23 protein-coding genes and 1 tRNA gene are annotated in these 21,142 nt (G+C 42.2%); 22 read left to right on the top strand and 2 right to left on the bottom strand.

What is annotated here, in order from left to right; genetic code table 11:
* Window positions 1-2: 2 nt before the first annotated feature.
* From rsmG to ACN6MV_RS31080, 6 genes are all read left to right on the top strand, one after another.
* The gene (rsmG, locus tag ACN6MV_RS31105) at window positions 3-728 is read left to right on the top strand and encodes a 16S rRNA (guanine(527)-N(7))-methyltransferase RsmG (protein ID WP_042131730.1); all 726 of its coding nucleotides are present in this window, start codon (window positions 3-5) and stop codon (window positions 726-728) included.
* Between the two features lie 413 nt (window positions 729-1,141).
* The gene (gene noc, locus ACN6MV_RS31100) at window positions 1,142-1,957 is read left to right on the top strand and encodes a nucleoid occlusion protein (protein WP_042131729.1); all 816 of its coding nucleotides are present in this window, start codon (window positions 1,142-1,144) and stop codon (window positions 1,955-1,957) included.
* Between the two features lie 208 nt (window positions 1,958-2,165).
* Window positions 2,166-2,927, top strand: coding sequence for a ParA family protein (locus ACN6MV_RS31095; protein ID WP_042131728.1), 762 nt, complete (start codon window positions 2,166-2,168; stop codon window positions 2,925-2,927).
* On the top strand, window positions 2,920-3,762 hold the full coding sequence (locus ACN6MV_RS31090; protein WP_042131727.1) for a ParB/RepB/Spo0J family partition protein: 843 nt from the start codon (window positions 2,920-2,922) through the stop codon (window positions 3,760-3,762). Before ACN6MV_RS31095 ends, ACN6MV_RS31090 begins: the two co-directional genes overlap by 8 nt.
* 112 nt (window positions 3,763-3,874) lie before the next feature.
* Window positions 3,875-5,035, top strand: coding sequence for an aminotransferase class V-fold PLP-dependent enzyme (locus ACN6MV_RS31085; RefSeq protein WP_375104420.1), 1,161 nt, complete (start codon window positions 3,875-3,877; stop codon window positions 5,033-5,035).
* Window positions 5,036-5,055: 20 nt separating this feature from the next.
* A complete protein-coding gene (locus ACN6MV_RS31080) occupies window positions 5,056-5,556 on the top strand; it encodes a DUF4446 family protein (RefSeq protein WP_419885492.1) in 501 nt (166 codons plus the stop codon).
* Here the strand turns inward: ACN6MV_RS31080 and yyaC are convergent.
* A complete protein-coding gene (yyaC, locus tag ACN6MV_RS31075) occupies window positions 5,531-6,136 on the bottom strand; it encodes a spore protease YyaC (RefSeq protein WP_042131724.1) in 606 nt (201 codons plus the stop codon). The genes ACN6MV_RS31080 and yyaC overlap by 26 nt on opposite strands.
* A gap of 118 nt (window positions 6,137-6,254) precedes the next feature.
* Here yyaC and ACN6MV_RS31070 point away from each other — a divergent pair, with 118 nt between their 5' ends.
* The 4 genes from ACN6MV_RS31070 to ACN6MV_RS31055 all read left to right on the top strand — a co-directional run bounded on the left by ACN6MV_RS31070 (window position 6,255) and on the right by ACN6MV_RS31055 (window position 7,896).
* Complete coding sequence (locus ACN6MV_RS31070; protein WP_042131723.1) at window positions 6,255-6,506, top strand: DUF3343 domain-containing protein; 252 nt, start codon at window positions 6,255-6,257, stop codon at window positions 6,504-6,506.
* 15 nt (window positions 6,507-6,521) lie between these two features.
* Window positions 6,522-7,550, top strand: coding sequence for a mechanosensitive ion channel family protein (locus ACN6MV_RS31065; RefSeq protein WP_419885491.1), 1,029 nt, complete (start codon window positions 6,522-6,524; stop codon window positions 7,548-7,550).
* Window positions 7,550-7,762: a DUF951 domain-containing protein gene (locus ACN6MV_RS31060; RefSeq protein WP_042131721.1), complete on the top strand. Its 213-nt coding sequence runs from the start codon at window positions 7,550-7,552 to the stop codon at window positions 7,760-7,762. Before ACN6MV_RS31065 ends, ACN6MV_RS31060 begins: the two co-directional genes overlap by 1 nt.
* A gap of 43 nt (window positions 7,763-7,805) precedes the next feature.
* A tRNA-Ser gene (locus ACN6MV_RS31055) sits at window positions 7,806-7,896 on the top strand.
* 390 nt (window positions 7,897-8,286) lie between these two features.
* Here ACN6MV_RS31055 and ACN6MV_RS31050 read toward each other — a convergent pair.
* A complete protein-coding gene (locus ACN6MV_RS31050; RefSeq protein ID WP_042131720.1) occupies window positions 8,287-8,484 on the bottom strand; it encodes a YjzC family protein in 198 nt (65 codons plus the stop codon).
* Between the two features lie 215 nt (window positions 8,485-8,699).
* On the opposite strand from ACN6MV_RS31050, the gene rpsF reads away from it, so the two are divergent.
* The 12 genes from rpsF to rplI all read left to right on the top strand — a co-directional run bounded on the left by rpsF (window position 8,700) and on the right by rplI (window position 21,142).
* Window positions 8,700-8,984, top strand: a complete 285-nt coding sequence (gene rpsF, locus ACN6MV_RS31045; RefSeq protein ID WP_036677776.1) for a 30S ribosomal protein S6 — start codon at window positions 8,700-8,702, stop codon at window positions 8,982-8,984.
* A 48-nt stretch (window positions 8,985-9,032) separates the two neighbouring features.
* Window positions 9,033-9,539, top strand: coding sequence for a single-stranded DNA-binding protein (gene ssb / locus ACN6MV_RS31040; protein ID WP_036677780.1), 507 nt, complete (start codon window positions 9,033-9,035; stop codon window positions 9,537-9,539).
* A gap of 21 nt (window positions 9,540-9,560) precedes the next feature.
* Window positions 9,561-9,833 (top strand): 30S ribosomal protein S18, encoded by a 273-nt coding sequence (gene rpsR / locus ACN6MV_RS31035; protein ID WP_036651767.1) that lies wholly within the window; start codon window positions 9,561-9,563, stop codon window positions 9,831-9,833.
* A gap of 546 nt (window positions 9,834-10,379) precedes the next feature.
* Window positions 10,380-12,332: an endonuclease MutS2 gene (locus tag ACN6MV_RS31030; protein WP_419885490.1), complete on the top strand. Its 1,953-nt coding sequence runs from the start codon at window positions 10,380-10,382 to the stop codon at window positions 12,330-12,332.
* A gap of 200 nt (window positions 12,333-12,532) precedes the next feature.
* Window positions 12,533-14,263 (top strand): oligopeptide ABC transporter substrate-binding protein, encoded by a 1,731-nt coding sequence (opp4A, locus tag ACN6MV_RS31025; protein WP_231573996.1) that lies wholly within the window; start codon window positions 12,533-12,535, stop codon window positions 14,261-14,263.
* 74 nt (window positions 14,264-14,337) lie between these two features.
* Window positions 14,338-15,282: a D-alanyl-D-alanine carboxypeptidase family protein gene (locus ACN6MV_RS31020; protein ID WP_042131718.1), complete on the top strand. Its 945-nt coding sequence runs from the start codon at window positions 14,338-14,340 to the stop codon at window positions 15,280-15,282.
* A 314-nt stretch (window positions 15,283-15,596) separates the two neighbouring features.
* Entirely contained in the window at window positions 15,597-16,622 is a 1,026-nt protein-coding gene (locus tag ACN6MV_RS31015) for an LCP family protein (protein ID WP_042131717.1), read from the top strand.
* A gap of 193 nt (window positions 16,623-16,815) precedes the next feature.
* On the top strand, window positions 16,816-17,241 hold the full coding sequence (locus tag ACN6MV_RS31010; protein ID WP_042131716.1) for a CBS domain-containing protein: 426 nt from the start codon (window positions 16,816-16,818) through the stop codon (window positions 17,239-17,241).
* A gap of 213 nt (window positions 17,242-17,454) precedes the next feature.
* Window positions 17,455-17,757, top strand: a complete 303-nt coding sequence (locus ACN6MV_RS31005) for a MazG-like family protein (protein ID WP_170880353.1) — start codon at window positions 17,455-17,457, stop codon at window positions 17,755-17,757.
* A gap of 6 nt (window positions 17,758-17,763) precedes the next feature.
* Window positions 17,764-18,681: a DUF2232 domain-containing protein gene (locus ACN6MV_RS31000; RefSeq protein WP_419885489.1), complete on the top strand. Its 918-nt coding sequence runs from the start codon at window positions 17,764-17,766 to the stop codon at window positions 18,679-18,681.
* Between the two features lie 11 nt (window positions 18,682-18,692).
* A complete protein-coding gene (locus ACN6MV_RS30995; protein WP_042131713.1) occupies window positions 18,693-20,699 on the top strand; it encodes a DHH family phosphoesterase in 2,007 nt (668 codons plus the stop codon).
* Window positions 20,696-21,142: a 50S ribosomal protein L9 gene (gene rplI / locus ACN6MV_RS30990; RefSeq protein WP_042131711.1), complete on the top strand. Its 447-nt coding sequence runs from the start codon at window positions 20,696-20,698 to the stop codon at window positions 21,140-21,142. Before ACN6MV_RS30995 ends, rplI begins: the two co-directional genes overlap by 4 nt.

Raw genomic sequence — 21,142 nt, 5'->3', positions numbered from 1 at the left:
CTATGGATAATACGGAAATTCAATTCACACAGCTTTTACAGGAACGAGGTATTACACTTACAGCAGAACAATTAGAGCAATTTGATCTCTACTATAAAGAGCTCGTATCCTGGAATAAAAAAATGAATCTCACCGGCATAACAGAGCGTGAGCAGGTTTACACGAAACATTTTTATGATTCGATCTCTCTAGCTTTTTTCCTTAATCTCAATGAGATAAACAATTTGGCAGATATCGGTTCGGGAGCCGGGTTCCCAGGAATTCCGCTTAAAATTTGTTTTCCACATTTAAAGCTGACGATTATTGATTCATTAAGTAAAAGAATTTCTTTTCTACAACATGTCTGTACTACACTGAAATTATCTGATGTGCAATTAATTCATGGTCGTGCGGAGGATATTGCCCGGCAATTTAAGCATCGTGATGCCTACGATTTGGTGACTGCGCGTGCAGTGGCAAGATTATCCTTGTTGAATGAATTTTGTCTTCCTTTTACACGTAAGGATGGAGTTTTCGCTGCCATGAAGGGAAACGATCCTTCTGAGGAATTAAGTGAGGCGAAGTATAGCTTAAAAGAGCTTCGTGCTCAGCTCGACAAAGTAGAGTCATTCAGCTTACCAGTGGAAGAGTCAGCGCGACATATTGTTATTATTCGTAAGACAGGAGCTAGTCCTGCTAAGTATCCACGAAAAGCGGGAATTCCTGCCAAAACACCACTAATTAAGTAATGTTTCACGTGAAACATTATAGATTCATTAATATATTTAAGGTCATTCTCCATTTTAAGGAGGATGACCTTTTTTTGTGGATAATAGCGAGAATGAGCTGAAATGAACGTATATTTAAATATAAACTAAATGAATATGATTTTGAGAGAGTATAACTATGAAAATGCAGGAAAAATAGGTCTTTACGGAGAATATGATTATGTAGAGAAAAGTGATAGAATAGCATAGTAGACTTTTAATTTTGTATATAACTCCTTCTCTGTACTCTTGTTCGAAAGAAGGAGAGATTATGATGCCTGATAGCAGCAGGTGATTTCATAATATCAGAATGTTTTTTATTGCTGTACGATACGCTTTCCGAGAAGAAGGTCAAGAAGATCGTACTATAACGAAATTAGGTGGTTATGAACGGAATGAAAGAACAATTTACCAAGCTATTTGGATTTAACGAGCGGAGCAGCGGAGAAGAAATCAAACAAATACCAGTTCATGAGGTCATTAGCAGTCCTTACCAACCACGGACGATATTCGATGACGATAAGATCGATGAGTTATGCCAGACGATTAAAACTCATGGGGTCATTCAACCCATAGTTGTACGCATGCGCGATTCCGTATACGAAATCATCGCAGGCGAACGGCGCTGGCGCGCGGTTAAAAAGCTTGGTTTAGAGACGATTCCAGCCATTGTTCGTGAATTCAATGATTCACAGGCCGCTTCAATTGCGCTTATAGAAAACTTACAGCGTGAAGGCTTGACCTCCATTGAAGAAGCTGTGGCTTATCAAAAGTTAATTGATCTTCATCAATTAACGCAAGAAAGCTTGGCACAACGATTAGGTAAAAGTCAGTCTACCATAGCTAATAAAATTCGCTTACTCAACCTGCCAGAAGAGGTTAAGACCGCATTAATGGAGCGTCAGATTTCTGAAAGACATGCACGTTCATTATTATCACTCGATAGTGTGGAAATGCAGCTGAAGGTGTTAGCAGAGATCATAGCAAAAGGATTAAATGTTAAACAAACAGAAGCTCGTATTGCTTTCTACAAACAAGTCTCACAAACTAAAAAATCGAAACGGGTCTCCTATACCAAGGATGTTCGTCTAGCTCTTAATACAATTCGTCAATCTATTGATATGGTGACAGGCTCCGGAATGGAAATCAAAACGTCAGAAAATGACCGTGGCGACCATTACGAGATTGTAATCCAAATCCCCAAAAGATAAATTGTTTCAAAAGCTGAAGGCGGCCCTGAGGTGATTGGCCGCCTTTGTTATGGCTAGAACCGAGATGTGTTGGTCCAGCCTGTATTTAAAGTTCCAGTATAAAAATAGTTGTCTATATTCTTCATAAAGTGTGAAGCTACATCAGCGTCAGGAACATTGTACTTGCGATCTACGAGAAGATTCTTCCTAACTATTCGAGGTGAAATAAGTGTCCAAGATTATTGCCATAGCAAATCAAAAAGGCGGTGTCGGTAAAACAACAACCTCCGTGAACCTAGGTGCCGGTATGGCTACATTAGGAAAAAGAGTGCTTCTAGTTGATATCGATCCTCAAGGTAATACTACTAGCGGCGTTGGCGTCAACAAGGCGGACGTGGCGAATTGTATATATGACATTCTTATAAATGAGGTAAACCCTCTAGAAACCATACTGGAAACTCAAAATGAAGGACTGCACATCATTCCGGCGACCATTCAATTAGCGGGCGCGGAGATTGAGTTGGTATCAACAATTTCCAGAGAGCTAAAGCTAAAGAAGGCGCTGAATGCGGTTAAAAACAATTATGATTATATTATCATCGATTGTCCTCCTTCACTTGGTATTTTAACAATCAATTCTCTTACTGCAGCAGATTCGGTAATTATCCCGATCCAGTGTGAATATTATGCGCTTGAAGGGTTAAGTCAGCTTTTAAACACCGTTCGTCTGGTGCAAAAAAATCTCAACCCGCATCTGAAGATAGAGGGAGTATTATTGACTATGCTTGATGCCCGGACCAATCTGGGAATTCAGGTAATAGAAGAGGTTAAAAAGTATTTCCAAGAGAAAGTATATAGAACCATTATTCCTCGGAATGTTCGGTTAAGTGAAGCACCTTCACATGGGCAATCCATAATTACTTATGATCCTCGCTCTAAAGGAGCGGAAGTGTATTTAGAGTTGGCAAAGGAAGTGATTTCTTATGAGTAAACGTTTAGGAAAAGGTCTGGATGCGCTGATTCCATCTTTATCTATTAATGAGGATGATAAGGTAGTTGAGATTCCTTTAGCTCAACTACGGGCTAATCCATATCAACCACGTAAAGATTTTAATGAAGAGGCAATCCAAGAACTAGCAGAATCTATCAGACAACATGGTGTGATTCAGCCAATCATTGTCCGTAGCGTATTGAAGGGATATGAGATCATTGCCGGCGAACGCAGATTCCGGGCTTCGCAATATTGTGGCAAAGCTACAATTCCAGCAGTCGTTAGGAATCTTAGTGATCAACAGGTCATGGAGATAGCCTTAATTGAAAACTTGCAACGTGAAAACTTAAATGCAATGGAAATTGCAGTGGCTTACCAAGGCCTAATGGATCAGTTCTCACTCACACAGGAAGAACTATCGCTTAAGGTAGGTAAGTCCAGATCGCACATCGCAAATTTCCTAAGATTGCTTTCTTTACCTGAAGAAGTAAAAGAATATGTTTCACGTGGAACAATGTCAATGGGGCATGCGCGTGCAATTGTTGCTTTGAAGGATCCGGAAGTGATTAAACAGTTAGCTGAACAATGCGTAGAACAACAATGGAGTGTAAGAGAGCTAGAAGAAACAGTGAAGAACTTGGACCGAAAGCCAGCAAACGGAGTTAAAGCCAAGGTGGTTAAGCGTGACCCCTATATTGATAATGTAGAGGAAGTATTACGTGAACGTTTTAAAACAACAGTGAAAATCAAACAGGGTAAGGAAAAAGGAAAGATTGAATTGAATTACTACAGTGCTCAGGATTTAGAAAGATTGCTGGAATTATTGGGTAACTAAATGGGTATCTATGCCAAGAACATATCCTGAGATATCCTTCATCGGATAATTAGGGGTATGTTTTTTTGGATAAGAAGACTTTCAAAAAGAGTATTAGATGAGGGGCGAGGTTATGGAAGACTTCGTATATCTGGATCATGCAGCTACTTCGTGGCCTAAACCACCGGAGGTTGCAGCTGCGATGATGAATGCTCTACAGTCAGGAGCGAATGCTGGCAGAGGTAATTACTCGCTGGCGATGGGTAGCGGGCGAGTGTTAGTAAGGACGCGGAGTGTGCTGGCTGGATTGTTTGGTGTATCTAATGCACAAGATATAGCCTTTACTCATAACACTACGATGAGTTTGAATATGGCGATCAGAGGGATGCTTAAAGCTGGAGATCATGTCATTTCTACGATGACAGAACATAACTCTGTGAGGCGACCGCTAGAATACTTGCGTAAGACACTAGGGGTGACGGTTGATTATCTGAAAGTAGATCGTGAAGGGCAATTGGATTTACAGGAGCTCGAAAATGCTTTCCAACTGAACACCAAAATGGTGATTTGTAATCACAGTTCCAATTTACTTGGTAGCATACTGCCTGTTGGTGATATTGGTGATATTGTTAAATCGCATAACGCTGTATTTCTGGTGGATGCTGCTCAGAGCGCAGGCTCAATTGATATTGATGTTAAAAAAATGAATATCGACTTGTTGGCATTTCCGGGGCATAAGGGACTACTCGGACCACAAGGGACCGGTGGACTTTATATATCGCCTGAATTGGATCTTGAACCTTTAATGTATGGAGGAACGGGGAGTCAATCTGAAAATAGTGATCAACCCTCTGTTCGTCCAGATCGGTATGAAGCAGGAACGCAAAATACGGTAGGGATTGCCGGTTTACTAGCAGGTGTTCAAAAGGTACAATCTTTAGGGACGAATGTTATCCATGAGAGAGAGTGGATGTTAACTCAGAGACTGATGGAGGGGTTGTCCCACATCCCAGGTATTAAACTATTAGGACCCTCACTAGGAGCGCCTAGAACCGGAATTATATCGTTTGTAGTGGATGGAGAAGAATCGGCGAATATTGCTCACCGTCTAGATCGTGATTATAACATAGCAGTCAGAGCGGGTATGCATTGTACCCCTTTGGCACATAAGGCTGTTGACACGCTAGAGAGTGGTGCTGTTCGGGCGAGTGTAGGTGTAGATACGACAGAGCATAATATAAGCAGAATGCTGGCTGCTATGGATGAGTTATATGGCAATGCCCGCAGCAGATGAATAAAAAGGATGGTCCATTCATGTCTGAATTGAATCAATTAATTAGTGAGCAGTTGCAGTGGTTTGTGTTTGCTTTTACAGTAATTATGTTGGTGCTGGTAATCAATGTGATCGCTCAGGGGGCTAAGTTACGTACTGTGCGGCGTAAATATGAGGCCATGATGGCTGGGAGCGGTGTAGAGGATCTGGAAGGCCTTCTGGTTGATCTGAAGAACCAAAGCGACATGTTGGAAGAAGAACAACGTGAACAAAAAGCTGTATTAGAAGCTACTCAAACTAAAATGCGTGGCATGAAGTCCAATATTGCACTGAAGCGTTATAATGCCTTCGGTGAACGTGGCAATGATTTGAGCTTCTCCGTCGCTATACTGGATGACAACAGCAGTGGTATTGTATTAACGAGTCTTCATAATCGTGAGAATTCTTATATTTACTCTAAACCTATGCAGAATGGCGAGTCACAGTATGTCCTATCACCTGAAGAAAAAGAAGTTGTTACTCTCGCGTTGCAGCGGACCTAGCATGTAGATTCCATTGTTTTAAGGCGGAATATAGACTCGTAGCAATAATATCAGATAATCGCATAACTAAACTTAACCGCGTGTTTTGCAATACAAAATACTCCATAAAGCCGCCGACATTAACGATTCCCGTCAAGTGGATATCGCCTACCGGCGGCAATTGTTTATTCACGCCAGCACCCGGTCTCAAAGGACCTTCGACAACTTGAATGCAGCCCACACTAGTAGAATGACCTAAACAAGCATCTATTCCGATGATAAAGGGGTTACTATATCTTTCGTTGATTAGGGATAGAGTTTCTTCAAGGTTAACTGCATGAACAGGCTCTTCAAGAGTTCCATATAAATGAAACAACGGACTATGAAAACGTGATAATGCAGTACCAACAAGAGGACCAAGAGAATCACCTGTGGATCGATCTGTTCCCACACAAATGACGACAATTTGGGTCTCTGGGCGCGTGCGTGCAAAATGAAAAAGTAGTCGGTGGGTAATCGCGGAATAGATATCCGGATCTGTATGTGATATTTTTAAACAAGACGTTTCTTGCGCTGAAGTAGCTTTGGATGAAAAATTCATACCATCTTCCTTTCTGAAGCTGATTCTATTTGATGGTATCTAGTATATGGATAGAAGAGGGGTTTTATACTACAGCGGCAAGAGATAGGACGATAATCCTATGGGAGGCGTAACCTATATGCAGGAAGAGATGCTGATCGCGTTTGACTCTACCCAGCAGGCGCTTCGTGCTGAAATGCTGCTTGAGTATGCGGAGATTGAAATTGATATATTTCCAACCCCGAAAGAGATCACGGCAGGTTGCGCAATATCGATTCAGTTTTTTCAAAGTGCGCTGGGAGAGGTACAGAAGATTGTATCTGAGCAGAATATTGAAATACGCGGTATTTACGGAAAACACAACGAGAATTACATACTGATAGAGAGGTAGGGAGGAATATACGATATGAATAGGTGGATATTGGAGGCTACTACTCCCGGTGAAGCTGTAAAAGATGCTTTGCGTTTTAAAGATAAAGTGTGGAACTGGTTTACCGATGCGGATATGTGGGCCAACGTCTTATTCTCGGGTCTGCGAATTCTTATTATTTTCCTCTTAACCAGGGTTATCATTAAAATTGTTTCTAATATTATTGATCGTTCGCTTGAACGCAAAACCGGGGGCAGAATCCTGTCTAACACCCGAAGGTTTACTACAGTAGGGGAATTGATGAAAAATGTAGTAACGGTTATCTGTAATTTTGTGATGATCATGCTCGTACTTTCAGAATTCCACTTTGATTTAGCGCCTTTGCTAGCTGGAGCGGGCGTGCTTGGTTTAGCAATAGGTTTTGGAGCACAAAGTCTGGTGAAGGATGTTATTACAGGGTTCTTTATTATTTTGGAGGACCAATTTGCGGTAGGGGATGTAATTCAGACAGGTACTTATAAAGGAACTGTAGAATTAATCGGCTTACGAACAACAAGATTACTTAGCGCTACCGGCGAGGTATTTATTATCCCAAATGGCTTAATTACGAATGTGACTAACTATTCTCTTGCCAATGCTTTGGCTGTAGTCGATGTTCCTGTAAAAATGGAGCGAAGCTTGGAAGCCACATTAGGATTAATTGGAGAGGCCCTAAAGGGCATAGATGAACGTAACTCAAATGTGCTTGCTTACCCTAATGTGCTCGGTATACAGTCCATGAGCACTTCGGAATATGTAATACGCATAGCAGCCAGCTGTGCACCTAATGCAAGAGATGCGGCGGAAAGACAGATTCAAAACGATATAAAACAAGCATTAGAGAAACAGAGCATGCTGGAGCAGGCTCAAGCTGAAGAGGAAGCACGTAAGAAAGCAGAAGCAGAGGCGAAGGCTGAAATAGATCTTGCAAAAACAGAAAATGCACGAGAAGTAACAGAATCGCTAAACACTGGATCAAGACGGCAAATCGCAGCTACACAAGAAGGAGAAGAGGGGGAAGAATAGTGGAACGTAAAGTTTTTCAGCTTGGGGATATAGTGCAGATGAAGAAGCAACATCCTTGTGGATCAAATGAAATGGAAATTATTCGTATGGGGATGGATATCCGAATTAAGTGTACAGGCTGTCAGCATAGTGTTCTGATTCCCCGTGCCAAATTCGAGAAGAATATGAAGAAGGTACTACGCTCTGTGGAGGAAAATACAGACAATAAATAAGCTTGCAAATGGCATGTCTGCATGATACAATTATTTTTGCTGCGGAGAGGTACCCAAGAGGCCCAAGGGGGCTGACTCGAAATCAGTTAGGCGTGTCAAAGCGTGCGTGGGTTCGAATCCCACCCTCTCCGCCACTTCAGCATAATATAACATTTAATGAATCCTTCGTTCCTGTAACGGAGGTTTTTTTGTGTCCTATGATAGCCCAATTTGCAATGCAAAAAGAAGGGCCCTTTCGGGTCCTTCTTCAGGAGGCAGTACATCAATGATGTTTGGAATTTCTCTGTTTATAGCGACTAAAGTGATTTAGGCTTTGCTGAGGCTAATGCTTTTTTAAGGCAATAACCCACTACTCTTCCCAGCTTACATTAGATGCTGAATCAGATCTCCTGTGATTGTGTTCGTCTACGACGGCCAACGGAACCACACCTCTCTTTTGTACTGCCTGAGAATAGTATGTGCAGTGTTGCTTTTTTTATACACATGGATTTTAAAAATATAAGTCGAAGGTGTTTAGGCTTGAATTAATGTACGCGTGCTTTCTCGACCTTTTTCCACTTCCGATTTTTGTTGGTGGTCTCAGGGAAGGTATCCCCTTTTTCCATCTTGATGTGTTGTGGATTCGAAATTTCAGTATGGAAGCTTCGCGCTTCGCCTACCTCTGTGTACATACCTGGATTAGGGGCTTTGTCGCCTTCTTCATATTCCGTTTTCTCACCCATCATTATTCCTCCTTTTTTAGTGTAGATGAATTCGTAATTATTGTGCGCAGGTAGTGATTTTTTCATGTAAAAAGAGGTTGAATGGTTGTCCTGTATTAATATTGCTTGCACTCTGCTGTTCATTTTGGTATATTAATCAGGTGCGAGTCTATGTTTGTGCTCGTTCCTTGCTCCTGACGTGATTAGGGGCCTCAGACCATAAGGAGGTGAAAATTATGCGCAAATATGAAGTGATGTACATTATTCGTCCTGACATTGAACAAGAAGCCGTTCAAGCAGCAGTCGATAAATTCCAAGGCATCATCTCCAATGGCGGGGAAATTACAAAGCACGAAGTGCAAGGTAAACGCCGTCTTGCGTATGAGATCAAGAAATTCCGTGATGGCGTTTATGTTTTGGTTAACTTCAATGCAGAACCTGCAGTAGTTACTGAATTAGAACGTCTTATGAAGATTTCTGACGAAGTTATTCGTTATCTCATTACGAACGACGTTGCTTAAGATCTTGACAAGCTTTGTAATGAATCGCTCTAAAGGAGGGGACCAGAATTGTTGAACCGTATCATTTTGATCGGACGGTTGACCCGTGACCCGGAACTTCGTTATACTCCCGCTGGTGTTGCCGTAACGCAATTTACGCTAGCCGTAGATCGTAACTTTACGGGCCAGAACGGTGAACGTGAGGCAGACTTCATCCCGGTTGTAACCTGGAGACAGCTAGCAGAAACCTGTGCCAATTACTTGCGCAAAGGTCGTCTGACAGCAGTGGAAGGACGCATCCAAGTGCGGAATTATGAGAATAACGAAGGCAAACGTGTATACGTAACTGAAGTTATTGCTGATAATGTTCGTTTCCTGGAATCTTCACAGAGCCGTGAAGGTGGAAATACTTCAAGTGGTGCAAGTAGTATGCCTGAAGAGCCAGCATATGGTGGCGGTGGTAACGCTGGACGCGGAAATAACAACAATAATTTCTCGCGTAACAACAATACTCAAGATCCTTTTTCGGGCGATGGTAAACCGATTGATATATCGGATGATGATTTGCCATTTTAATTAGGAAGGACTGAAAAGAATATGGCTTTTAAACCAAGAGAAGGCGCCGACAACGACAAAAGACCGGCACGTCGTGGTGGACGCAACAAGCGTAAAAAAGTTTGCTTTTTCACTGTGAACAAGATTACTCACATTGATTATAAAGATACCGAACTTCTTAAGAAGTTCATCAGCGAACGTGGAAAGATTTTGCCACGTCGTGTAACAGGTACAAGTGCAAAATACCAACGTGCTCTTACCATTGCTGTAAAACGCTCGCGTCAAATCGCGTTGCTTCCTTACACAACGGAATAGGACGTTATATAAAAGCAGTCGGGAAACCGACTGCTTTTTTTGTACATAGAAATGAGAGTACGATTAGGGACAGCATGAAATTGAATGATTTGGGTATTCACCGATTTGACGATGGAACCGTAATGTGTTAAATTACAGCTATCCTATAACTAAAGGGGAAATTTTGATGTTGGTGACCGTTCTTAACTAGCAATTTCATAACACTTGATTAGGAAGGCTTTAGCAGGCTCGTCATGAGGCGATTACGTGCTCTATTTGAGTTCGTATTACGCAGCAGTCTGTTGTTCCTTACGAGTGGATGATTTAGTTAAGAACACACGAAGCGTCAAATGGCCTCTTTACGGCTGTTGTTCTCTTTGTAATTAACCGTGCTCTTATTGCACGGTTTTTTTGTTTTTCGGCACCTGCTACATTTAAGGGCCTTAGAACGATAGGAGGCATCAGTTTAAAAAGAAGGGCAAGGACTGCCATAGTGGCATTCTTTGTCCTTCTTTGCGTTAGGGAGAATTAGGTCCAAACCAATAGAGATTTGAAGGAGGATTTGCTGTGAACTTACAAAGTCTAAACACATTGGAATACGAAATCATTAAAACTGAGCTTGCCCGTCACGCAGTATCTTATGTGGGAAAGAAAGCTGTAGAAGAGCTTATGCCAATGACTTATTTACCGACGATTCAAAGAGCAATCGAGGAAACTTCTGAAGCTAAGGAACTGCTGGAACGAGGATCAAGTGTACCGATTCCTTCATTAGAAGGGATTGAGTGGATTATGTCATTAATGGGGACTGGATATTTGTACAATGAGCAAGACTTCACAGCAGTTGCTACATTTCTTAAGAGCTGTAGTCAACTGCGCAAATATATGTCCTCTAAAGAACAAAGCGCTCCACGAATTGCTGCATATGCCTCTTCGTTGATGGAATTAAATCATGTGAGAGAGGCTATTGATCGCTGTATCCGTTTTGGTGCAATTGATGATGGAGCAAGTAAGGGGCTAGAGCGTGTTCGTAAGCGAATCGTAGTGGCTAAAGAACGTCTTCATAAAAAAATCGACGGGATTATGTCACGCCATCAATCGATTTTACAGGAGAATATTTATAGTCAGCGAGGCGGGCGTTACGTTATCCCCGTAAAACGGGAATATCATAAGCAAATAAAGGGATCGGTACTTGATCAATCCACAAGCGGACAGACGGTCTTTATCGAACCGGACGAGATTGCTTCCCTCCAGATTGAGCTTGATTTGTTGTTAGGAGAAGAGGCGCGAGAAGAAGCTGTAATCCTTAGTATGCTGACTAGTATGGTAGAGCAGGAACAGACCACACTGCGCCTTAATATCGAGGTTACGGGCACGTATGATTTTATTTTTGCCAAAGCTAAATACGCACGAACGCTGGGAGCATCTGCTGTCACGCTGAATGCCAAAGGCTTTTTAAAGATGAACGGTGGTAGGCATCCCATGCTGAAGGATATGATTCCGATCAATCTAGAAATTGGGAGGGGTTATAAATCACTGATTATTACAGGACCAAATACAGGTGGGAAAACTGTGGTTTTAAAGACTCTGGGATTGCTGACGATCATGGCTCAATCAGGGCTGTTGATTCCGGTTGAGGAGGGAAGCGAGTTTACTGTTTTTTCGGACGTGATCAGTGTAATCGGCGACGGACAAAGTCTGGCACAATCACTTAGTACGTTCTCGGCGCAAATGAAGAGTATTGAGGGAATGCTGAGAGATGCATCTAAAGGGGTGCTGCTGCTCATTGATGAGCTGGCGGCTGGTACAGACCCGGGAGAAGGCATTGCGCTCTCTATCGCGATTCTGGAAGAGCTGAGCCGTAAAGGCGCGAATATTATCGTTACGACACATTTTAATGAGCTAAAAGCCTTCGCAGCCGCAACGACTGGCTTTCAAAATGCACGAATGGAATTCGACAAAGAGACGCTGCAACCGTTGTATCGCTTGACTATCGGGGAAGCGGGGGAGAGTTATGCTCTGCAAATCGCTAAAAAGCTAGGTATACAGGATAGTGTTATCAAACGATCATGGGAAATTGTAGAGGCGCAGCAACAAAGGCTGCAGAAAGGCAGCGGCGAGGCATGGGACAGTCTGTTCAGCACAGAGGAAGAGCCGAGAAACGCTGTAGCAACAGTAGAGGTACATGAAAACGCAGAAGAAGAGGCTACTCCATCCATCCGCAGTAAGGAGAAGCTGGTCGATTTTGAAATTGGAGATGCAGTTGTTGTAACATCACTGGGCCGGACAGGAATCGTATACGAGAAGCGAGATCATTTAGGTATGGTTGGAGTAATGATTCAGAAGCAAAAAATGAAAATTAATCATAAGCGGTTGAAGCCTTACCTTTCAAAAGAAGAGCTATATCCGGAGGAATATGACTTTGATATTATTTTTGAGAGTAAGGATACACGTAAAAAGCGCAAATTGATGCAGCGTAAACATGTTGAAGGCTTGAGAATTACGCATAAGGATGAAGAATAAATGCAATGAAGATCTGTCCGCGAGGCAGGTCTTTTTTTATTAATACAACGAAAATATGAAATTCAAGCAGGAGTAAAGGCCTATAGCTTAGAAGTTATTGTAACCGCCATAAAACTTTGTTACAGTAAAAATATTTATATACCGTAGCTTATATGTAGATATATGTAGATATACGTTCAACTAGAGAAGGGAAGAAACACATGAATAATAAGAAGATGTGCAGGTTGTTGTTTATGCTGCTTGTGATGGCGACCCTATTGTCAGCATGTAGTAGAGCAACTTCCAGCAGTAATTCATTATCTTTTCGACATAATTTGGTAGAGGATAAGCCACAAGCTGGTGGAGTAATTACTTACGGATTCTCCTCACCGTTTACGGGCTTGTTTGAGCCTGCATTTTATGAAGGTGAAGATGATTTTCATGTGTTAGAGTTTATTACTGAGCCGATGTTTAGCGTAAATGATGATCTATTAACGGTTCCTAATATCGCTTCTTGGCAGGAATCTGACGATCATAAAGTATTTACCTTTAAAATCAAACCGGGAATCCGTTGGCACAACGGTGATGAATTAACGGTCGAGGATTGGAAATTTGCGATTGAAACTATCGCTGATCCAGATTATACGGGCTCGCGTTATTATAGTGTTGAAATGATTCAGGGTGCAGAAGCCTATCATAAGAAAGAAGCGAAGGCTATATCCGGCTTGAAGGTTATAGATCCCTATACTTTGAAAATAACTGTAACTGCTGCACGGGTAAACACTATCGATAGTCTATGGCCTTATCCGATGAATAAGAAATACTATACTGGAATCGCTGTTAAAGATATGCCCGAGAGTGACCAGATGCGAAAATCTCCTATTGGGATTGGCCCTTTTGAAGTTGAACTTATTCAGCCTGGTGAGAGGGTAGAAATGAAACGTTTTGATCAATACTATAAAGGTAAGGCGCTATTGGAAGGCGTAGTGTATAAGGCTTTTGACGATAGGGAAGTGGCCGAACGTTTTCAAACAGGAGAAATTGATATAGAGTCAGCCCCTAGGGATGCTTATGAAGAGCTAAATAAATTGGAGAATGTAAATATCTTGCAAACTGCTGAGCTAGGCTATGAATATATTGGTTTTAAATTCGGACATTGGGATACTGAAACCGAGACCATCGTAATGGATAACCCTAAATTTGAAGATAAAAGGTTACGCCAAGCTATGTACTATGCTCTAGATCGTGAAGGGATCATAAAAGCATATTCCCACGGTCTGGCTGAACCTGTAGAGACTCCAATATCTAGTACAAGTTGGGCAAAGATTCCTGATAATCAGATTAATGCTTATCTATATAATCCTGCAAAGGCTAAGGAACTGCTGGATGATGCTGGTTTTTTGGATGTAGACGGTGATGGATTACGGGAAGATCCGAAGGGCCAAAAGCTGATGATTCATTTTGATTCTATGCTGGGTAGCCAAACAGCAGAGCTGCGTACGAATGCCATTTTAAGAAATTGGCGTGATGTTGGACTCGATGTACAGCTAAACGGCGGAGCATTAAAGGAATTCCACACCTTCTACGACGCAGTGGAAGCCGACGATCCGTCGATCGAACTATTTTACGGAGTATGGGGGCTGGCGAGTGATCCTGATCCTACGGGTCTATGGAGAGAAAATGATCTGTGGAACTATCCGCGTTGGTCTTCGGAGCGTAATGAAGAGCTGATTCGTGAAGGCGTAAGTATGAAGGCATATGATATGGATTATCGTAAAGAAATTTATTATGAGTGGCAGAAGCTAGTTAATGAAGAAGTCCCTATGATCTTTTTTGCTGAACGAAAAGCTATTGTTCCAGTAAATAAGCGCCTACAAGGCGTTCGTGTGAACTCTATAAGTACGATTATTGATCCTTATAAATGGTGGATTAAGGAAGAGGACGAAAAATAAAATAAAAATTTTTTGTGAAAAGTGAAATCAAATTGTAGTTTCATTCGTCATATATAGTATGGAGGATGACGACGATGAAAAGACGGATAATAGTGGGGACAATTGCAGCTGTTTTAGTCGTTGTCTTGCTTGTGGTGTGGAGGCCAACTGGGCTTGGTTTTAAACCGAATATTGATGCGGAATCAGCAGTGCTTTTAGATATGGATACCGGAGATATATGGGTGGATATAAACGGTGATGTACCCATGCCACCGGCCAGTGTGTCTAAATTAATGACAGAAATGATTGTGCTGGATCAAATCTCCTCTGGAATGATTAGATGGGAAGATAGGGTTACAATTAGTGATTTCGCAAGTAAAATGGGTGGCACAAGTCTCTCATTGAAGCGTGGAGAATTCTATACCATAAGGGAACTATTTGAGGGAATGACCATTTATTCTGCTAACGATGCTACTGTTGCATTGGCAGAGTATATGGCTGGCTCAGAAGCTTCATTTGTGCTAATGATGAACGAAAAGGCACGTAGTCTAGGATTATCTTCTAACACAATATTTACCAACTCAACGGGACTATCGGGTAAGGATCTTGGTTTTACTGCTCCCAATGTGCATATCAGCGGTGAGACTATGATGACAGCTCGGGACACCGCCAAATTGGCTGCCGCACTAATCTATCATCATCCGGATATTCTTAATATTTCTAGCCGTACTCAAATGCATTTGAAGGATAAAGGTCTATATGTAAGTAACAGTAATTTCATGCTTCCAGCTATGGGTGGTATTTACGCTTATGAGGGTACAGATGGCTTAAAGACTGGGCATGATAACCGGGCAGGATACTGCATTGCAGGCTCAGCCCAGCGGGATGGCCATAGGCTTATTGCAGTTGTTATGGGGGCAAAAACTTATGAGAGCCGTTTTGAAGGGGCAGCAAAATTATTTGATTATGGGTTCTTCCGCGGTTTGCAATCTGGAGATAGGGTTAAACATATGATACAACCGCTCAAAATTAGGAATTAATGTTGGAGCGCCATACCAGTATATATTACTTGGTTTGGGGCTTTTTCCCTATTCATGTCGTTATTTGTTGTTTCTTTTTATCCATTTAGTGATTACAATAGAAATATTGTTTTACTCCACATTATTTTTAGGACCGCAAAAAATTTTTTTCTATAATTTTGAATGACCTGAATTTCCTGAATGGGGGGACAATAAGATAATGGAATAAGGGATAGCCGATCGCTGTGAGAAATAAAGACATGACTGCCTGATGAAGATCAGGGAGCATTATATATAAGGCAAGCAATTATTCTACAATAAAGAAGGAATCAAAGATGAAAAAAATAAAGAAAAGATATATCGCCCTCATCGTTCTTGTTGTTATTATAGCGGGAGGCTTTCTGTTTCGTAATTCCTTGGCTGTATTAGCCTTCGACCTCTTTTTGTCTGATCGGGTTGAAACTAAGCTAAAGGAAGAATCTTACCAGCCACTTAAGGATGATAACAAGGTTAAGCCAGAACCGGTTGTGTACAAAAGCGATCCGTTCTCAATTATGCTGCTAGGTACCGATCAACGCGAAAATGAAACCGCACGTTCGGATACCATGATGTACGCTGTTGTTCGCCCAGAGGATTATAAGATCCTGCTTATTTCTATTCCGCGTGATACGTATACGGAAATTATAGGCCATAAGGATAATAAAAAGGATAAGATTACACATGCCTATGCTTTTGGGGGGCAACAAATGGCCAAGGATTCTCTAGAAGCGCTGCTTGGTCATGATATTCAATATTATGCCACAATCAACTTCCAAGGACTCAAGGATGCTGTAGATGCTATTGGAGGCGTTCCACTGCCGATTAAGAAAGACATTGTGAACAAAGGTAAGGATCATGAAAAGTTTACAATTGAAGCTGGAAAATCGCTTTATAACGGACAAGAAGCGCTGAATTATACGCGTTATCGTGAGGATAGTGACTTTAACCGCACCAAGCGCCAACAAGTTTTTATTGATGTTGTGGCTAATAAAATGTTATCGATCAGCCAAATTGGCAACATTCCAAAACTGCTTGATATTATGGGGGATAACTTCAAGACCGATATAGAGCCTTCGATGATTATTAGCCTAGCTAAGAAATTCATGGGCGGAAAAGGGATGGATATCTCCAGCTTCACAGTTATGGGCGAAGGTAAACGTATGGATGGTATTTATTATGATATCGTTGATGAAGAGGATCTGAGCGAAGCTAAGGCGATGATTGACAACTGGATGAATGCAGCAACACCTATAGATCAACTAATCGAACCTGGAAAAGCAAGTAATGCACTGGAACCTAAAGCAACGGCAGTTACGCAATAATTCTAAAGTGGAAATTAAACTCATATAAATAATTGCAGCAGCCATTTACATTCTCATGGCTGCTGCTTACTGTCTTCATGCTATAATGTATTGGAACTATTATTAAGCTGTCACGTATTAATAATTTTGCATGGCAGTAAGAGGAAGCTAAAGAACCGTAATTCCTTCGGAACTCTTTGAGGAGGATCAAGAGATGAATATTGCATTTTTTTTACTTCCGAAACAGGAAGTCGCTTGCGTAACGATCGATTCAACGCTACGCCAAACGCTGGAGAGGATGGAGTTCCACCGTTACACTGCTGTCCCTATTCTGAACCGAAATGGAGAATATGCTGGCACGGTTACAGAGGGTGATCTGCTCTGGTATATGAAGGAATCCGAGGGCAAGGTTACTTTCGAGAACGCTTCAAAATTCTTACTTAAAGATTTGCCGTTAAGGATGAATAACAGACCTGTCTCGATTGATGCGGATATGGAAGATCTGATTAATTTGGCTAAGGTACAGAACTTTGTTCCTGTAGTCGATGATATGAACCGGTTTATTGGTATTGTTCGCCGGAGTCAAGTCATAGAATATTGTGAGAAATTTGTATCAAAACAATCACAAGAGTCATTATAGCCCAATTTATTCGCGGTAATAGAAGCAATCGGAACAAGGCCTGTATTTCCGGCGATAACGGAAAACAGGTCTTTTTTTAAAAAGGTTAGAAGTATTAGTTCGGCCCTTGTTGAAGCATACTTAAGGTGCGCGGGGCGCCTTGTGTGACACGGAATTTTTTATGCTATAATGGAGAATAAAGCTTTTTGCCGGAGGTAGAGAGACGTGTCCAATGTGCCGAAGGATCTAGATGTAGCTAAACGCGCTAAGGTAATTGAATGGTTAAAAACAGAAGTGATTGACCAAGTTTCACGGTTATTTAAAGCGTTATGGGAAGGCAGTACTACCCGTGTGGGTGACAGCCTGGCTAGTTTGATTATGAGCTCTTATATATTGGGCCGCAGACTAGGGATTCCTTATCGTCAGTTAGATGACTTGCTACTCGAGAAGCTCAGAAAGCATAAGCAGGAAGGGCATCAGTTGGAAGAATGGTATCAAGATATATCTGCTTTAGAAGAACATATGCGTAAGAGGTGAATACTGTTGAAATTTCGCTGGTCATCTGTGGCTTGGAGTGTAGCATACTTACTTTTGCTGCTTAGTTTAACGACTCCACTGCTCATCATCACTACCTTATTTATGATTGTTCCGGCAGTAGTGTTATTCACTACGCTGAACACCAAACAATTCGTTCTACACGTATTACCGGTGTTGCTGATCGTTGGTCTGATTACACCTATTTATGTGCTGATCGCGGCGTATTTCTTAATACCTGCTCTGGTTATGGGACGTTGGTATAAAAAACATGCCTCAGCAATGTCTACCGTGATTGCGGGTACAGTTACAATTCTTGGAGAATTCTTGTTACTCTTATTACTCGGTACGGCGTTATTTAATTTTGATCTGTCTAACTATGTGAACGATGTGCTACAGATGGTTAACTCACCTCTGTCTGATCTCGGTACCGCTAATCCACTGTTTACTGATCTTGGGTTTACGACTGAGGATGTAAACAAGCTAAGTCATATGACGGTTCAAATGATCCCGATGACTCTAATCGTAAGCTCTTTCATGATAGCTGTCATTACGCATTCTATTGTCCGTCCGATTTTGAACAGTATGAATTATGCAGCGCCTAAGATGAAGCCTGCTCGTGAGTGGAGACTTTCTAGATCGTTTATTTGGTATTATTTGATTGGTGTGGTTCTTCAGCTCTTCTTCGCAGGATCGGAGAATAATTACATCCTCATGATTTCTGCCAATCTGCTGCCGTTGCTGCGAATTGGCTTTATGATTCAGGCGATTGGATTCTTCTTCTTCCTGGCGCATGAACGCAAATGGAACAAGATGGCTGCTATTCTGCTAGCAATTCCGGTCATTTTACTACCGCCGCTACGCATTATTGGTATTATTGATCTTGCTTTCCCACTGCGGGAGTATGTGACGAAATCGAAACGATAGGGTGAGAGTTCATGCCTAAATTTCTGCAAAGACGCTGGCACGGCTATCATACCGTATGGGCGTTCATGCTGCTGTTGGCCCTTATTATAATTGTTAGTATTTATAATTGGGCACTAGGGGTCGTTAGCCTGTTTCTGGCAGGTACATTATGCTTCTATATGCTGAAGACGGAGATTACGTTCCGCCGTAATTTGGTGGAATATATAAATGGATTAACTTTTCGTATTAAGCGGGTGGAGGGAGAAGCAGTTAGCATGCTGCCCCTCGGAATCATTCTGTTTAGCGAGGATCGAACAGTAGAATGGAATAACCGCTATGCCGGTGATGTTTTTGCACGCAAGTCTTTAGTTGGTGAACCACTGCAGGAATTACTGCCAGATATGCAGTCTTTTTTTACGACGAATGTAACAGGAAAACGGGATGTCCTCAAAGAAGGTGTATTGCACGACACTCGCCTTGAGCTCACTGTGGATGAACGATATTATCAAGCCGTAATTATTCCAAGTGAACGTATTCTATACATGTATGACATTACTGAGCTTGTGGTGCTACGTGAACGTTATGAGGATGAGAAGCTGGCGATCGGTATAGTGATGATGGATAATCTAGATGAATCTGCTCAAGGAATGGATGATCAACAGCGTACTTCTCTGATTGCTAAGGTAGCAAGTGAGATCACCGAATGGAGTAAACAGTTTGATGTTTACCTGCGTCGTCTGTCTTCTGAACGTTATCTAATGCTGCTTAATCATCGTAGCCTGCAAGCGCTGGAAGAAAGTCGATTCGTTATTCTCGATGAGATTAGGGAAATGACCGCCGACCTTAAGGTTCCCATGACACTGAGTATTGGCATGGCATTTGGAGCAGACTCTGCAAGCGAGCTAGGCGCTCTGGCGCAATCCAGTCTGGATATGGCGCTCGGCAGAGGTGGAGATCAGGCTGCTGTAAAAGCAGGTCAGAGGTTATCTTTCTACGGTGGAAAGAGTAATGCCGCCGAGAAGCGCACACGAGTGCGTGCAAGAGTCATTGCACATGCGCTGCGTGATCTGATGCAGGAGAGCGACCGTGTGCTGATCCTTGGGCACCGGACTCCAGATATCGATGCTGTTGGCGCTGCGATTGGCCTTCTAAGGGCCGCACAGATGTATAATGTAGAGGCCAGCATTGTGATGGAAACTCCTAATCCTTCCATAACGAACATGATGGAGCAGATTCGGAAAGATGATGAGTTGTTTAAGTCATTCATCACAACGGAGCAATCCTTACAAGTAATGACGGAGCATACATTGCTTATTGTTGTGGACACCCATAAGGCGTCAATGACAATGGAACCGCGGCTTGTGCAATATGCCAGTAGAATTGTTGTGGTAGATCATCACCGTAGAGGTGAAGAGTTCATCAACGATGCTGTATTAGTCTATTTAGAGCCTTATGCTTCATCAACCTGTGAGCTAGTGACAGAGTTGCTTCAATATATCCATGAGAAGGTAAAGATTAGTCCATTGGATGCTACAATGCTCTTAGCGGGAATTACTGTAGATACGAAGCACTTTGCACTGCATACGGGCTCCCGTACATTTGAAGCTGCAGGATTTCTGCGCCGAAATGGTGCGGATACCGTTCTTATTCAGCGTATGCTGAAGGAGGACTTACAGGAGTATATTTCAAAAGCCGAAATTATCAAGCATGCGCGTATGATTTATGATCAAATCGCATTGGTGGTTACGGCACCAGGTATGAAGATTCCGCAGCTGCTTATCGCTCAGACAGCGGATACGCTGCTTGGAATGACGAACGTAGTCGCTTCATTTGTCATTAGTGAGCGACCAGACGGCCTGATAAGTATTAGCGCTCGATCACTTGGGCGTATGAATGTACAGGTCGTGATGGAAAAAATGGGTGGCGGTGGGCATCTATCGAACGCCGCGGTACAGCTAGAAGGAACATGTAAAGAAGCAGAAGCCAGACTGCTGAAAGTGCTGGCTGAAATCGAATCGAAAGAGGGTTTATTCGAATGAAGGTCATTTTCATAAAAGATGTTAAGGGTCAAGGTAAAAAAGGTCAGGTTAAAGAGGTATCCGAAGGTTATGCTTCGAACTTCCTATTACCACGTGGATTAGTTCGTCCGGCAACGGAAGGCAATGTGAAGACGCTTGAGAATCAAGCAGCTGCTGAACAACGCCGTAAAGATAACGAAAAAGAAGAAGCTCAGCAACTAGGCAAGAAAATAGATGAGCTTACCCTTACTATGAAGGCAAAAGCAGGTGAAGGCGGCCGTCTATTCGGCGCAATCACGAGTAAACAAATTGCTGAAACGCTAGCTTCCACTCAAGGTATTTCCATCGATAAGCGCAAGATTGAGCTAGGTGAACCGATTCGCCATTTGGGAGTCTTCCAAGTAAGTATAAAACTACACACTGAAGTAAAGGCTACCCTTAAGGTTCAGGTAACGGAGGAGTAA

Origin of the sequence: Paenibacillus sp. B-A-8 (assembly GCF_048572915.1) — a bacterium.
Classification (GTDB): Bacteria; Bacillota; Bacilli; order Paenibacillales; family Paenibacillaceae; genus Paenibacillus_AQ.
This window is presented reverse-complemented; position numbering and strand designations above follow the sequence as displayed.